This is a genomic window from uncultured Maribacter sp. (genome assembly GCF_963975365.1).
Taxonomy (GTDB): domain Bacteria; phylum Bacteroidota; class Bacteroidia; order Flavobacteriales; family Flavobacteriaceae; genus Maribacter.
In genome coordinates, this window is sequence record NZ_CAXBGF010000001.1 from 117358 (window position 1) to 132280 (window position 14923).

Below are 14923 nucleotides of genomic sequence, written 5' to 3' on the forward strand. Positions count from 1 at the left end.
TAGCTCTTTATTGTTTTAGAATAAATAATAATAAAGAAAATAAAAAATACCAAAAACTAAAGAAATTAAGTAAAGACCAATTTCTTCAATCCTATCTTTTTTTGCTTGTGCAATTATTTTAGCTCGTACTTTTTTACGCTCAACTTCCGTAAGTTTTTTAAACTGTAACTTGGTTGTTTGTGAATAGTTGATATAATCTTTTCGTAAGTCTTTAAAACTTTTGCTTTTTTTGAGCAAAGCTCTATTCGCTTTAATCACTTTCATTGGTTGTCCTCCGTATCCCATCTTCTTTCTTATAGTATAGGTAGTGATTAAGACACTTTTGTTACATAAATTGAATTCAACCTAATATACCAGCAATTCTTTCATATTTTTATTGAACAAAAAACTATAGGTTTTTTGTAACTCCTATAAATAGGTTTTACATACTAGTGTAATGAATTAAAATATGAAAAATAGAACTTGTTTATTAATTGTGATTTTTGGTTTAGTTTTCTTAAACAGCTGTAAGATGAAAGAGGTGAAAAATGAAGAGGTTCTATTTGTTGGCACCTATACCAATAATGGGAGTGAAGGTATTTATCGTTTTAATTTAAATCTTGAAACCGGAAAATTAGAGAACAGAACATTAGCTGCAACTATAAAAAACCCTTCGTATTTATGTTTGTCTCCTGATAAGAATACCATGTATGCAGTTAGCGAGATTGATGATTATATAGAAAATGATGGCTCAATTACCACGTTTAGGGTTAAAGATACAGTTCTTATAGAAGTAGATGTAAAGTCTACTTACGGAGCTAACCCTTGTTATGTTGGCGTTAATGAAAGCGGTGATTTGGTATCAGTGGCGAATTATACAGGAGGAAATGTTGCAGTGTATAGTACTTCGGAGAATGGCAACCTTAATTCTTCGCCTCAAATTATAGACCATAAGATATTAGATACAACCAAGACTGCTCATGCTCATATGGCTGAATTTATAAATGGTGAATTATTTGTGTCTGATTTAGGATTAGATAGAATTGAAAAGTACAGTAAAACAGATGGGCAATACTTTTCAAGCGAGCAGAAAGAATTAGTTGTTGCAGAGGGTGCAGGTCCTAGACATTTTGTCTCCACTCAAAATGGTGAATTTCTTTATATTATTAATGAATTGAATTCAACCATTACCGTTTTTGGATTGGATAATGAAAAGTACCATGCTATTGAAACTCAAAAGACCACAGACTACGATTTTAAGGGTGAGAGTTTTTGTGCCGATATGCATTTATCTCTAGATGGGAAGTTTCTTTATGGTACAAATAGGGGGGAAAACACCATAGTTATCTTTGAGGTTGATCAAGAAACTGGTAAACTTAATCTAATAGGTAGAGAATTTGTTAAAGGAGACTGGCCTAGAAATTTTACCATTGACCCAACAGGTAAATACGTACTGGTAGCAAATCAACGAAGCAACAATATTGTTGTTTTTAATAGGAATCCAGAGAATGGAACCCTAAGTTTTGTGAGCCAGGTTGATTTGCCTAGTCCTGTTTGTTTGAAATTTTATTAAGAGGTTTTAATAATCTGTAAAAGATCATGTTTTGGCACTACCCCCGATTGTCGCCAAACTTGTTTGCCATTTTTAAACAAAATCATTGTGGGCACACCTCTAACCTGATATTTCGCAGCTAATGCTTGATTCTTATCAACGTCTATTTTAATGACTTTTATCGAATTGCCTAAATCACTTTTTACGTCTTTAAGAATAGGTGCCAATGATTTACATGGCCCACACCAATCAGCAAAAAAATCAACTATTATAGGTGTTTCTCCTTTTATTATTTCAGAAAATGATGCTTTCATAAGTACTATATTATTTTAAATGAAGTTGCATTGTTTTAACAACAAAATACTGTAAGCAAGACAACGTAAGAAATAATCTGAGTTTTTATCTATTCTCAATAAAACGTTGCCCATAATTGGTCGTAAAAAATACCAAAACCTACATTGTACTTTTAAGGTAGATTCTGCTATATAATGGCTAATTGGAATTCAATGATTTGTAAATTCTATAATTGTAGATTTCTATGAATCAATGAATTGAAAGATATAAAGTTTTAAATACTTTCTAAAAAAATAAAAAACCCTTTCAAGTAATTGAAAGGGTTTTTTTATAAAAAAAATAATTAGCTTATAGCGTTCGTAAGTATTCTGCTAAATTACGCGCATCTTCTTCTTTTAAATTCTGATTTAGCATAAATGCATTATTATATTCTTTCAACAATGCTTTTGCAATTGGATCTTCCTTCAACATTTTATCTGGATTGATAATCATGTTCATTACCCATTCTGGGCTTCTACGCTCGAACACACCTTTTAAGGCTGGTCCGATCATACGTTGCTCGGCCATATGACAAGCAGTACATATTGCCTGAAATTTTTCTTTACCAGCAGCAGCCATTTCTTCGTTAATAGTGTCTGAAAATGTGACATCTGTTATTGGACCAACACCTTTATTATCAAGGTCAACAGGTACACCTTCACTAGCTGTCTCAGCTTTAACTTCTTTTTTGGCTCTGTTCATTTCAAAACCTTCTTTTTTCTCTTCTTTTTTCTCGCCACAGCTGATAATCATTGTGCTAAGAGCTAATAAAGTAAATAATTTACGCATACGTTTATTATAATTTAAATGTTGTGAGTCAATCGAAGGACTAAGATAGGAATTTTTACGTGTAGCACTATCTTTAAATAAAGTACAATTTAACTTTAAAGAGATTTTTAACAATAGTATTGCAATAAACTATTTTTATAAACGATGAACTGAGATTAATTAAAATTCGATATAAACTCAATAGTACGACGCTCGGTATAGGTAAAGTTGTCGGGGCCATAAAAACCTACATGCCCTCCATATTTTGGAACTTCTAAAAACAGGGTTTTGTGTAGTTTGGCTATATCATTAGGGTAGCATGCTTCTCCTAAAAACGAATCGTTTTCAGCGTTAATTAATAAGGTGGGTATTTCAATAGTGTTCAAAAATTGAAGACTACTACATTGGGCATAATAATCCATCGCGTCTTTAAAACCATGTGCTTTGCTTGTATAGATATCATCAAAATCTTTTAGTGTTTTAATTTTTTCAATATCTACATCTGATATCAGGTTTGGAAAGGATTGTTGTTTTAGTTTGAGTTTTTCGATTAGGTTTCCCTTAAATCTTTTAGCGTAAAGTATGTTTTTGAATCGTAATAATTGATGAAGTGAATCTGCTAATTGACAGGGTACAGAAATAGCTAGCGCACCTTTAATTTCTTTAGCCAGTATTCGTTTTTCCCCTAAATACTTTAATAAAAGATTGCCGCCGAGACTAAAGCCTTGTAAAAAAATTGAGGAGTATTTGTCTAATTGAAGAACATGATTTACTACAGATTGTAAATCTTCAGTAGCGCCAGAATGGTATGATCGATATAAATTATTCATTGTACCACTGCAACCTCTAAGATTAATAGCGCAAACATCGAAACCAGAATCGGTTAAAGTTTTGGCGCTACCTTGTATGTAAGCGCGTCTAGAGCTTCCTTCTAGACCATGTATTATAAGTACTATTTTTTTAGAAGGAGTTTTTGAATAACTCCAATCCAGATCTAAAAAATCAGTATCGGGTAACGTTAGCCGTATTCTTATTTGTTCTAGATGCTCAACTTTTCGAAGTAATCCAGAATATATCGTCGACAAATGTCCGTTTTTAAAAAAAAGTGGTGGATTGTATGTCGATTTAAGTATGGGCATTGGAAATACTAAGTGATTTTTTTGAATTAGTGAATAATGAATCTACATTTTAAAGTAAACCAAAATACACTAAAACAGGATTACAAAATTTTATTTTGGATAGTTTTCAAGAACCTTAATTTGTTCTTTTACGGCCTGTATAAATTCTGACTTCAAATTGGAGACCAAATCGGCTACAGGTAAACTATCTTTTATAAGGGCAGAACCTTGGCCTGCAGACCAGATAGTTTTCCATGCTTTTGCCTCGGTGTCCAATTCTTTGCCAAAGTCAATTTTCCGGTCTTGTTTAAGGTCTTCTTCGGTTATGCCGGCAGCTTTTAAACTTGCTCCTAGAAAATTTGCATGAACTCCAGAAATGGCTGCAGTATAAACAACATCACTAGCGCCAGCATCAATAATCATTTGGCGATATTCTGGTGTAGCCTTGCTTTCATTAGTATTAATGAAACGAGTGCCCATGTAGGCTAAATCGGCACCCATTTGTAAAGCTGATGCAATATCTCTACCAGTACTGATACATCCAGATAGTAAAATAGTTTTATGAAAGAATTTCTTTATTTCAGCAACTAAAGGCATTGGGTTTATTGTTCCCGCATGACCACCAGCTCCCGCAGCTACTAGAATTAATCCATCTACACCGGCCTCAGCAGCTTTTTCTGCATGTCGTTTTATAATAATATCGTGAAAAACTAGTCCGCCATAACTATGAATGGCATCGACAACTTCAGATACTGCACCTAATGAGGTAATTATTAAAGGAACTTTATGTTTTACGCACAATTTAATATCTGACTCTAGCCTCGGGTTTGTAGAATGAACAATTAAATTAACACCAAATGGTGCCGCTTTTTTACCGGTCTGCTCTTCAAATACCTTTAATGCAGATTTTATTTCAATCAGCCATTCTTCAAAACCCTCACTTGTACGTTGGTTTAAAGCGGGAAAAGTGCCAACAATACCATTTTTACAACATTCTATTACTAATTGCGGTCCCGATATTAAGAACATGGGTGCGGCAACAACGGGTAATGATAATTGTTTAATGAAGGTAGGTTTATTTGACATACTGAAATAAATTTTTTCAACTCGAATTAAAAATAAGTATAAAAAAGCATGTTCTTAATTACTTATGATTCAAAACTATATTATTTTCATTAAGAATTATGCATGCATAACAAAAAAACAGAAGATGTACTTGAAAGAATTTGAAATTAGATGGGTGCCTGGATGGATTTAAAAGTCCGAAAGCTAACTGGCTTAACAAATGAGTTATTGGTTGCGTTTAGTGGTGTAGAAAAAGCGGAAGGTTTTAGGGTTCTTACCAAAGAAGATTCACGCAAATTTGCTAGACTTCCTAAAAATCTATAAGTCTACTATGGTGATTTTCTTACAGAATTGTAATCCATTCCTTAATAGTGTTTTAATTATTTTTTGATAACGCTATTTTAGTATATTTACGATATGCTCAGCTTACCAGAAGAACTATTTCAAGAGACATACGGGAAAGTGAAGAAATTGATTGTTACCAAGAAATTGGCGCCAGGTCAATTAATTACTCAGCATAGGTTATCACATACACTTAATATTAAAGATGATACCATACCTGTGGTATTGCTTCAATTGCAGGAAGAATCTTTATTGGTTGGTACGTTAACTAATGGTCTAATGGTTCGTGAACTTGGTGAACAAGATATTTCTGAAATGTTCGATTGTAGAATCGCTATAGAGACAATGACCGTAAAATTATTTACACGAAATGCTCCGCAGTCGAAAATTGACGATTTGCGAAATCTTTTGGTTCCGTTCGAGAATGGACCACAGAGCGCATATGTTTTTCATAAAATAGATAGATATTTTCATGAGTATATTGCCAAAAATTGTGGAAATAGAATGTTGTATGAATTGTTTAAGAATGCCAAAATATTACCGTTCATGGATCTTGTAGGTCTAGCGAGGCCATTGAAAATAATAATGCAAGAGCATTTAGATTTGATCTCAGCCATGCATCATAGAGATGAAGAAATGGCTGTTAAGGCCATACAAACACATCTTGAGAACGCTAGAAAATCACATTTTTAAATTATTAGGATATAACCTTTAAGGTGGTACTATTTTGATTTTGTATAAAATCTTTTTGGTTGTCTGCTAGCGAGATATACGCCTACTAGCACGAAGCATGCAGCAACGATTTTCACTAAAGTAAGGCTATCTTGACCGCTAAATATGGCATACCCAATACCAACCAAAGGTTGAACATAAACAAAAGCACTTAAAGTCGAAGCCTTTAATTGGGTTAATGCAAAAATGTTAAAAAGATAGGTGCAGAATGTGGTTCCTAAAATCACAAAAGCGATTCCCCAATATGCTTCATAAGGAAATGTAGTCCATTCAATCTGCATAAATTCTTCTAACCCGAAAGGTAAACAGATAAGGACACCTAATGAGAATAACCACTTCATAAATGTAAATGGGTGATATTTGGTAATTAGAGCTTTTACGACTACTAAGTATGAGCCATAAAACATAGAATTAAGAAAAATAAGGAAATTCCCCATCGGTATATTAGGCGCATCTTGGCGCACTTCGGATCCATACAGAATTAGGCCTAAAGCACCTAAAAGACCTATTCCGATGCCCAATATTTTTCTGCTTGAAATTTTTTCTTTTAAAATTACTGCAGATAAAATAAGAACGATAATTGGTGTAGTGGTAATTAAAACAGCACTATTTATAGGTGTAGATAATGACAGTCCTTTAAAGAAAACGAGCATATTTAAACCCATGCCTAAAAAGGCGCAAACAATCATTCTTAAATAATCTTTGCGATCAATTTTTTCTTTTGGGCCAAAAGGAGATATAAGCCAAAATAAAATGGCAGCACCTAGAACCCTTAAAATAATAAAACCAAAAGGTTGCACGTAATGTGGCATTATACCTTTTGCAATGGTATGGTTTATACCATAAATAGTGGTAGCCCCAATTGCAGCGATAATTGCTAGTAGACGCTTGTTCACGAATGAATGGCCTTTTGTGCGGCCTCAACAACTTTTTTACTGTTGCCAATAAATATTTGGTCACCGACCGTTATAACCGGACGTTTTAAAAAGGTATACTGTTCTAATATTAAATTCTTAAAATCATCTTCGGTGAGATTTTGCTCTTTTAAATTTCGTTCACGATATAAAATAGCTCTTTTGCTAAACAATGCCTCGTAGCTATTAGATAAAGCATGCATTTGTTTTAGCTGAGATTCCGTAATGGGCTCAGATTTTATATCTTGTAATTTAAAATCATTAAGTGGTTGTAATTCCTTAATAATTCGTTGGCATGTAGAACAAGTACTTAAGTGATATATTTTATTCATGTTTTACGATGTTGCTTAAATTGTGTTTTTGAACCTAAAAATGGTGTAAATCACAAATTTCATATAGGCCTTATAACTTACAAAGAAACTTATTTCCCATTAATTGTACTATTTTTATGCTCCTTTAAATATGAAATAATGCCTAAGAATTTATTTGAAATCACCTTGCAGAATCGAAGAAACTTACACTCGATACTAACAAAAACTCCAAAAGAAAAACTTCTTAAGATACCAGAAGGCTTCAATAATAATATATTTTGGAATATTGCGCATACTGTTGTTACCCAGCAAATTTTACAATATAAATTCAGCGGACTTCAAATGCGTGTGCCAGATGATTTGGTGGCCAAGTTTATGAAAGGTACAACCCCTGATGGTACAGCGACCGATGAGGAGATTATGATGGTGGCAGATTTTTTAATCTCTACAGTAGAATGGTTGAAAGAAGATTATGATACAAAACTATTTCAAAATTATAAAGAGTATACCACAAGTGCTCGGGTAACGCTTAAAAATATTGATGATGCGATTGCATTTAATTTATTTCATGAAGGGTTGCATTTAGGGGCAATCATTCTTTTGTTAAGAAAGGTCAGTTAAGGCTTTGTCGAAATTTTCAAAAAGTTATTAGCGTCATTATAAGGTATGGTCAATATAATGGGGCCATCGGCAAAGGAGGCGATTTCATAAGGTTCGTAAAATAGTAATAGGCCCTTATGGGTATAACCAATATTTTCGGGTAAATAGAAACTTTCCGTTTCAAACATAAAGCCGGTACTATTTATGGATGCATCTGCAGGTACATTTTCTTGTTTTCGAAATATTGTTTCAGCAAATGCTTTGAATTTTTCTTCATTTTTAAATAATTCTACGCGGTCTAATTCTACTTCCTTGATTTTGTCAAAGTTTAAAAATCTATTGGTGTCATAACCATGCGCACCGCCTGTGTACATATATGATTCGAGTAAAATGGTTAATACTTCCTTATTTTCAAAAATTATGGTGCCATTTATTTTAGCTTTCCAAGGCATAGATTCCTCCGGAAATTTACCATTCAGTTCTTCATAATCTTTCACAAATGCAGCAGTTGCTCCTTCAATAGTCTGTGCATCACTTTCTTCGTCAAAATTCAGCAATGCAATTATCTCTTCTTGTAAGGCGATGTTAATGGTCTTACTTAATTTTATACGACCTAAAGCTTTTGGAATTTCAATAGATACTGAAGTGCAATTCTCACAAGTATCATTAGATATAATTGATGTCTCAAAAGTGAGTATTTCCTCAGTATTACAGGCAATAAGAGAAAAACACATCATTAGGTAAAGTAGCTTCGATTTCATTAAATGATTAGATTTAATGTAAAAATACACCTTCATTGTATTCTCCAAAAGATAACGATACATTTGTGGGCTAAATACTTTTAAAATGGCTGCTAAAAATTATAAGTTTAACACAAAAACCATTCATGGTGGTCAACAACCAGATGAGGCATATGGGGCCGTAATGCCACCTATTTATCAAACATCGACTTATGCGCAAACAACTCCTGGTGGCCATAAAGGATATGAATATTCGAGAAGTGCGAACCCAACACGTACTGCTTTAGAAAATGCTTTGGCAAGTATCGAAGATGGTGAATTTGGTTTAGCGTTTGGTAGTGGTCTTGCAGCGATAGATGCGGTCATAAAGTTATTAGAACCAGGCGATGAGGTAATTTCTACAAATGACCTTTATGGAGGTTCATATAGAATATTTAAAAAGATATTTGAGAAATTTGGTATTGTTTTTCATTTTGTAGGTATGCAAGGTACCGATGCTATACGCGACAAAATGAATTCAAACACCAAATTGGTTTGGGTTGAAACGCCAACAAATCCTATGATGAACATCATAGATATAAAAGCAGTTGCAGAGTTAATAAAGAATAAGAAGATTCTTTTAGCGGTCGATAATACATTTGCAACGCCATATTTACAAATGCCTTTGCAATTAGGGGCGGATATTGTAATGCATTCAGCGACCAAATACCTTGGTGGTCATAGTGATACTGTAGTGGGAGCTTTAGTGGTGAGAGATAAGGTCTTAGCAGACAAGCTTTATTTTATACAGAATGCAAGTGGTGCAGTTTGTGGACCTATGGATAGCTTTTTGGTTTTAAGAGGAATAAAAACGCTGCATGTAAGAATGCAACGACATTGTGAAAATGGAAGAGCAGTAGCTGAATATCTTAAGAATAATTCTAAAGTTGAAAAAGTATTTTGGCCTGGTTTCAATGATCATCCTAATCATTCAATAGCAAAAGAACAGATGAAAGATTTTGGCGGAATGATCTCATTCGTACCAAAAGGGAGTAACTACGAAGATGCTATTAAGATTGTTGAGCGTTTAAAAGTTTTTACGCTAGCGGAGTCATTAGGTGGTGTTGAAAGTTTAGCTGGTCATCCAGCGAGTATGACTCATGCGAGTATACCAAAAATAGAACGTGAAAAAAGTGGAGTAGTCGATGCACTGATAAGACTTAGTGTAGGTATAGAAGATTCGGAAGATTTAATTGCAGATTTAGAACAAGCAATAGGATAATCCGTATTTCGTTAAATTTTAAACACTAAGGTTGGGTAATTTGTTGCTAAAACAACAAATTTTATCGATTTTAAAAAAAAATAGGCAATCAGATTACATAAATAGCATAATTTTGACGTTATATTTTGAAATCAATAATTTAACTAAGTGTAAATAGCTTTATGGACGATAAAATAAAGGCATTTATGGATGAGGTTACCGCCAGAAATGGTCACGAACCAGAATTCATACAAGCAGTACAGGAAGTAGCAGAAACGGTAATACCATATATTGCAAAACAAGAAATATATAATGGTAAGAATATTCTTTTAAGAATGGTTGAACCAGAACGTTTACTTTCTTTTAGGGTGGCATGGGTAGACGATGATGGGGAAATTCACGTAAACCGTGGGTATAGAATACAAATGAACTCTGCTATAGGACCTTATAAAGGTGGTTTGCGTTTTCACCCAACAGTAAATGCGAGTATTCTTAAATTTTTAGCTTTCGAACAAGTTTTTAAAAATAGCCTTACGACACTGCCAATGGGTGGTGGTAAAGGGGGTTCTGATTTTGACCCTAAAGGTAAATCAGATGATGAGGTAATGCGTTTTTGCCATGCCTTTATGTTAGAGCTGAATAGGCATATTGGTCCGAATACAGATGTGCCTGCAGGAGATATAGGTGTTGGTGCTCGTGAAATAGGCTTCCTTTTTGGCATGTACAAAAAGATTCGTAACGAGTTTACCGGTGTTCTCACAGGTAAAGGTTTGTCATGGGGTGGTTCTAAAATTAGGCCAGAAGCAACGGGTTATGGTACTGTATACTTTGCTGAAAGTATGTTAAAAACTAAGAATGAAATTTTCGATGGTAAAACGGTTGTAATTTCTGGTTCTGGAAACGTTGCACAATATGCAGCAGAAAAAGCGATTTTATTAGGAGCTAAAGTTGTGACACTCTCAGATTCTAGCGGATATATTTATGACAAAGATGGCTTAGATAATGATAAGTTGGCTTTTGTTATGAATCTTAAGAACAATAAAAGAGGTCGTATATCGGAATATGTAGATAAATATACATCTGCAGAGTTTCACGAAGGAAAAACTCCGTGGAACGTTAAATGTGATATTGCATTGCCTTGTGCAACCCAAAATGAGTTGAATAAAGAAGATGCTAAAAATCTATTGAAAAACGGATGTATTTGTGTTGCAGAAGGTGCGAATATGCCTTGTAATGCAGATGCTGTTCATGAATTCAATAACGCAAAAATATTGTTTGCACCAGGTAAAGCATCTAATGCTGGTGGTGTTGCAACATCAGGTTTAGAAATGTCACAGAATTCATTACGAATTAGCTGGACACGTGAAGAGGTTGATGAGAGACTTAAAGATATTATGGAAGACATACATGCCTCATGTATCGAATACGGTAAAGAAGAGGATGGTTTCTGTAACTATGTTAAAGGAGCAAATATTGCTGGTTTCGTAAAAGTTGCCGATGCAATGCTTGCACAAGGGGTTATTTAATTCCTAGACACCAATTTAACTTAGTAGTTTATAAATTGTATTGCGAGGTTCTATTTTAGGGCCTCGCATTTTTTATACACAATATCGTCACCATTATGCAAACTATTATATTTGTTGAAATAGATGGTTCATTATGCAGGTAACAACAAAAGCGATAGTATTTTCTGCAATAAAATATGGCGACACTAGTCTTATCGTTAAAGCATTTACAGCCTCAGATGGTATAAAATCATATTTATTACGAGGTGTTTTATCATCTAAAAAGGGGAAATTAAAGACGGCTTATTTTCAACCTTTGACACAATTGGAAATTGTCGCCAACCATAGAAATAAAGGAACATTAGAAACACTTTCCGAAGCAAAGGTGTATTATCATTATCAATCACTTTATGCAGATATGGCTAAAAATGCTATAACCTTATTTCTTGCGGAGCTATTGGTTAATAGTATTCGGGAAGAAGAACGAAACGAAGAATTATTCGAATTTTTAGAAGCTTCATTACAGTGGTTGGATATCCATAAAGACATAGCGAATTTTCATCTATTTTTTATGTTATCAATAACAAAATTTTTAGGGTTTTATCCTGATGTGTATCAGATAGATAAGCCATATTTTGATCTGTTAGAAGGTGAGTTTGTTTCGGTTGAATCATTAAATCCGATGCTTAGGGGTGAGAATATTTATTATTTCAAGACCTTCTTGGGCATAAATTTTGATGCTATACACAACGTAAAGATGAAAAAAACCAACCGCCAAGAATTATTGAAATCCTTGATACTTTATTTTGAATTGCACTTACAGGGATTCAGGAAACCAAAATCACTTGTCGTGTTAAATGAAGTTTTCAACACATATGTATAAGTTTCTGCTTATTGTATTTTTTTTGATGGCCATGTTTGGTCATGCCCAAGAAATAACTGTCTTAGATGCGGATAGTGGAGAGGTGATCCCAAATGTCGCCGTTTTTAATAAAGAGAAGTCGAAAATAGCATTGTCAAATTTTGACGGTGTAATCGAAGGTTCAATATTTACTGATAAAGAGCGACTTATTCTTAGGCACTTAGGCTATGAGGAGTATAAATCAACCAAACAGCAAATTCGAAGACAAGGTCAAAAGGTGTATTTGATTATGAAGGCGCAGCAATTAGATGAAGTTGTAATGTCAGTTTCTAAATGGGAGCAACAAAAAAGAGATATTCCTAATAGAATTATTTCTTTAGATGCTAGGTCAATTGCCTTTTCATCGCCACAAACCTCTGCTGATTTACTTCAAAATAGCGGTAAAGTTTTTGTGCAAAAAAGTCAATTAGGAGGTGGAAGTCCAATGATTAGGGGTTTTGCAACCAATAGGCTATTACTTTCTGTTGATGGTGTTCGAATGAATAATGCAATTTTTAGAGGGGGAAATATTCAAAATGTAATATCTATAGATCCTTTTACTATAAAAAATACTGAGGTGATATTTGGCCCTGGTTCGGTTATTTATGGTAGTGATGCCATTGGTGGAGTAATGAATTTTTATACCAAGAAGCCTATTTTAAATCAGAACGATAGTCTTTTGGTACACGGTAATGGAAATTATAGATTTGCGTCGGCAAACCTGGAAAACACAATACACGCCGATATAAATATTGGAAAAAAGTATTGGTCTTCTTTGACAAGTATAACCTACAATAATTTTCAAGATTTAAGAATGGGTTCACATGGCCCTTATTCATATTTGCGAAATACATATGTTCGAACAGTGAACGGCTTAGACGAGTTGATGAATAATGACACGCCTAAAAAACAATTTCCTACCGGCTACGACCAAATTAACCTAATGCAAAAGATTTTATATAAACCCAATTCGAAATGGGATTTAAACCTTGGCGCATACTATGCAGAAACTTCAGATTATTCTAGATATGATAGATTAATTAGGCCCACAAGTGACGGTTTGGGTTTGCGCTCTGCAGAATGGTATTACGGACCTCAAAAATGGTTTATGGGCAATGCTCAACTTCAAAAAAAAGGGAATGGAAAGTTTTATGATGGATTAAAATTAGGACTTGCCTACCAACATTTTGAAGAAAGTAGAAGTAATCGTGATTTTCAAGATGCGGTCTTAAATACGACCAAGGAAAAAGTAGATGCTTTGAATATGAATATTGATCTTGAAAATAAGAAGAAGGGTGATTTTAGATTTTATTATGGTACAGAGTATATTTATAACAACGTAAGGTCTAATGGATTCGAGTTAAATATCAATACTGATGAAAAAACTAATGCTGCATCCAGATATCCAGATGGTTCTACTTGGAAAAGCTTGGCAGGTTATGTAAATGGCGAATATAAAGCAAAACCAAATTTCACGATTATGTCCGGTTTGCGTTACAGCCACGTCTGGATCGATGCTGTTTTTGAGGATACCTTTTATGACTTTCCTTTTGTAACTGCAGATTTAAGCACTGGAGCATTAACCGGTAGTCTTGGTTTCAGTTGGTTCCCAAGAGCAAATCTTCAAATTACTTTAAATGGGTCTACAGGTTTTAGAGCCCCAAATATTGATGATGTCGGTAAGGTTTTTGATTCGGAGCCAGGGTCGGTAGTAGTTCCTAATCCAGATTTAGAGCCTGAATATGCGTATAATGTCGAAATTGGTATCCAACGAAATATTAACGATAAGTTTATTTTGAAAGGAACGGCTTACTACACGTATTTGGTAGATGCTTTAGTGCGTCGAGATTTTAGTTACAATGGTGTTTCTGAAATTGAATATGGAGGCGAGCTTAGTAAAGTGCAAGCAATGCAGAATGCAGCTAAGGCTTATGTGTATGGCTTTGAATTTGGTTTAGAGGCGTACATTTCTGAACAATGGTCTTTAACGTCTAACCTTACAATGACCGAAGGAGTGGAAGAGGAAGATAATGGCATTGAAACACCTGCTCGTCATGCTGCACCGACTTTTGGAGATTTTCATATTATATGGAAAAACCAAAGACTACGAACAGATTTATTTTTGAATTATAATGGTAAAATTGGGTATCAGGATCTCGCAATGTCAGAACAATCTAAAGAATATATATATGCTTTAGATGAAAAGGGTGACCCCTATGCTCCTTCTTGGTACACCTTAAATTTTCGGTCGCAATATGATATTACCAATCGCTTAAAAGCTACTGCTAGTTTAGAGAATATAACAGACCAACGGTATAGAACATACTCCTCTGGAATTGTAGCACCAGGACAAAATTTAATATTAGGAATAGGGTATCGTTTTTAAACAAAAAAAAGTCCCGTTTTCTGCGGGTCTTTTAAAATTACAGTTTAGTTAAATCTAGTTTTTAATTGCTTCTTCTATTTCGTTAGCTTTTTTAGCGACTTTATCAGCGGCATCGCTAGCTTCCTTTTTTACATCGTTACCAGCTTTTTAGTTGCGTCCACTGTATTTTTATCAGCTTCTTTTACTGATTCTACAGCGCCTTCAGCAGCATCCATTGCACTTTCACCAGCTTCTTCAGTTTTAGATTTAGCTTTGTCAATAGTATCTCTACAAGAAAATGACATACTTAATGCTAAAATTGTTAATAATCCTAAAATTACTTTTTTTATCTTGTTATGTTAAAATGGTTTTTGTTTAAAGTTATGTACGGTTCATTTAGCATTTTACACCTTAAACCTGCCATTATTTATTCTAATCAGTTAGTTAGGTGCATATCA

General features: G+C 34.1%; 17 protein-coding genes. 8 read left to right on the forward strand and 9 right to left on the reverse strand.

Annotated elements, in window-relative coordinates:
- Positions 1-15 precede the first annotated feature (15 nt).
- Complete coding sequence (locus AACZ49_RS00530; RefSeq protein ID WP_339650512.1) at positions 16-264, reverse strand: hypothetical protein; 249 nt, start codon at positions 262-264, stop codon at positions 16-18.
- Between the two features lie 247 nt (positions 265-511).
- Between AACZ49_RS00530 and AACZ49_RS00535 the strand changes: the two genes are divergently transcribed.
- Positions 512-1552: a lactonase family protein gene (locus tag AACZ49_RS00535; RefSeq protein ID WP_339650514.1), complete on the forward strand. Its 1041-nt coding sequence runs from the start codon at positions 512-514 to the stop codon at positions 1550-1552.
- Here the strand turns inward: AACZ49_RS00535 and trxA are convergent.
- From trxA to AACZ49_RS00555, 4 genes are all read right to left on the reverse strand, one after another.
- A complete protein-coding gene (gene trxA / locus AACZ49_RS00540; RefSeq protein WP_339650515.1) occupies positions 1549-1845 on the reverse strand; it encodes a thioredoxin in 297 nt (98 codons plus the stop codon). The two genes, AACZ49_RS00535 and trxA, sit on opposite strands and share 4 nt — an antisense overlap.
- Positions 1846-2173: 328 nt before the next feature.
- On the reverse strand, positions 2174-2653 hold the full coding sequence (locus tag AACZ49_RS00545; protein WP_339650516.1) for a cytochrome c: 480 nt from the start codon (positions 2651-2653) through the stop codon (positions 2174-2176).
- A gap of 155 nt (positions 2654-2808) precedes the next feature.
- Positions 2809-3717, reverse strand: coding sequence for an alpha/beta fold hydrolase (locus tag AACZ49_RS00550; protein ID WP_339650517.1), 909 nt, complete (start codon positions 3715-3717; stop codon positions 2809-2811).
- 144 nt (positions 3718-3861) lie between these two features.
- Positions 3862-4836, reverse strand: a complete 975-nt coding sequence (locus tag AACZ49_RS00555; protein ID WP_339650518.1) for a nitronate monooxygenase — start codon at positions 4834-4836, stop codon at positions 3862-3864.
- A 162-nt stretch (positions 4837-4998) separates the two neighbouring features.
- Here AACZ49_RS00555 and AACZ49_RS00560 point away from each other — a divergent pair, with 162 nt between their 5' ends.
- Positions 4999-5139, forward strand: coding sequence for a hypothetical protein (locus AACZ49_RS00560; protein WP_339650520.1), 141 nt, complete (start codon positions 4999-5001; stop codon positions 5137-5139).
- Positions 5140-5232: 93 nt separating this feature from the next.
- Positions 5233-5850: a GntR family transcriptional regulator gene (locus tag AACZ49_RS00565; RefSeq protein WP_339650521.1), complete on the forward strand. Its 618-nt coding sequence runs from the start codon at positions 5233-5235 to the stop codon at positions 5848-5850.
- A 29-nt stretch (positions 5851-5879) separates the two neighbouring features.
- On the opposite strand, the gene AACZ49_RS00570 is transcribed toward AACZ49_RS00565, so the two are convergent.
- Together AACZ49_RS00570 and AACZ49_RS00575 are read right to left on the reverse strand one after the other, a co-directional pair.
- Complete coding sequence (locus AACZ49_RS00570; RefSeq protein ID WP_339650522.1) at positions 5880-6785, reverse strand: DMT family transporter; 906 nt, start codon at positions 6783-6785, stop codon at positions 5880-5882.
- Complete coding sequence (locus tag AACZ49_RS00575) at positions 6782-7135, reverse strand: ArsC/Spx/MgsR family protein (protein WP_339650524.1); 354 nt, start codon at positions 7133-7135, stop codon at positions 6782-6784. Before AACZ49_RS00575 ends, AACZ49_RS00570 begins: the two co-directional genes overlap by 4 nt.
- 138 nt (positions 7136-7273) lie before the next feature.
- Here AACZ49_RS00575 and AACZ49_RS00580 point away from each other — a divergent pair, with 138 nt between their 5' ends.
- Entirely contained in the window at positions 7274-7735 is a 462-nt protein-coding gene (locus AACZ49_RS00580) for a DinB family protein (RefSeq protein WP_339650526.1), read from the forward strand.
- Here AACZ49_RS00580 and AACZ49_RS00585 read toward each other — a convergent pair.
- Complete coding sequence (locus tag AACZ49_RS00585) at positions 7732-8475, reverse strand: DUF3298 and DUF4163 domain-containing protein (protein WP_339650528.1); 744 nt, start codon at positions 8473-8475, stop codon at positions 7732-7734. The genes AACZ49_RS00580 and AACZ49_RS00585 overlap by 4 nt on opposite strands.
- 85 nt (positions 8476-8560) lie before the next feature.
- On the opposite strand from AACZ49_RS00585, the gene AACZ49_RS00590 reads away from it, so the two are divergent.
- The 4 genes from AACZ49_RS00590 to AACZ49_RS00605 all read left to right on the forward strand — a co-directional run bounded on the left by AACZ49_RS00590 (position 8561) and on the right by AACZ49_RS00605 (position 14486).
- Positions 8561-9715 (forward strand): cystathionine gamma-synthase, encoded by a 1155-nt coding sequence (locus AACZ49_RS00590; RefSeq protein ID WP_339650529.1) that lies wholly within the window; start codon positions 8561-8563, stop codon positions 9713-9715.
- 161 nt (positions 9716-9876) lie between these two features.
- Positions 9877-11220 carry an NADP-specific glutamate dehydrogenase gene (gene gdhA / locus AACZ49_RS00595; protein ID WP_339650530.1) on the forward strand — a complete coding sequence of 448 codons (1344 nt, stop codon included), beginning with the start codon at positions 9877-9879 and terminating at the stop codon, positions 11218-11220.
- A gap of 133 nt (positions 11221-11353) precedes the next feature.
- Positions 11354-12082 (forward strand): DNA repair protein RecO, encoded by a 729-nt coding sequence (recO, locus tag AACZ49_RS00600; protein ID WP_339650532.1) that lies wholly within the window; start codon positions 11354-11356, stop codon positions 12080-12082.
- Complete coding sequence (locus AACZ49_RS00605) at positions 12075-14486, forward strand: TonB-dependent receptor (RefSeq protein ID WP_339650533.1); 2412 nt, start codon at positions 12075-12077, stop codon at positions 14484-14486. Before recO ends, AACZ49_RS00605 begins: the two co-directional genes overlap by 8 nt.
- Positions 14487-14614: 128 nt before the next feature.
- On the opposite strand, the gene AACZ49_RS00610 is transcribed toward AACZ49_RS00605, so the two are convergent.
- Complete coding sequence (locus tag AACZ49_RS00610; protein ID WP_339650534.1) at positions 14615-14770, reverse strand: hypothetical protein; 156 nt, start codon at positions 14768-14770, stop codon at positions 14615-14617.
- Positions 14771-14923 lie beyond the last annotated feature (153 nt).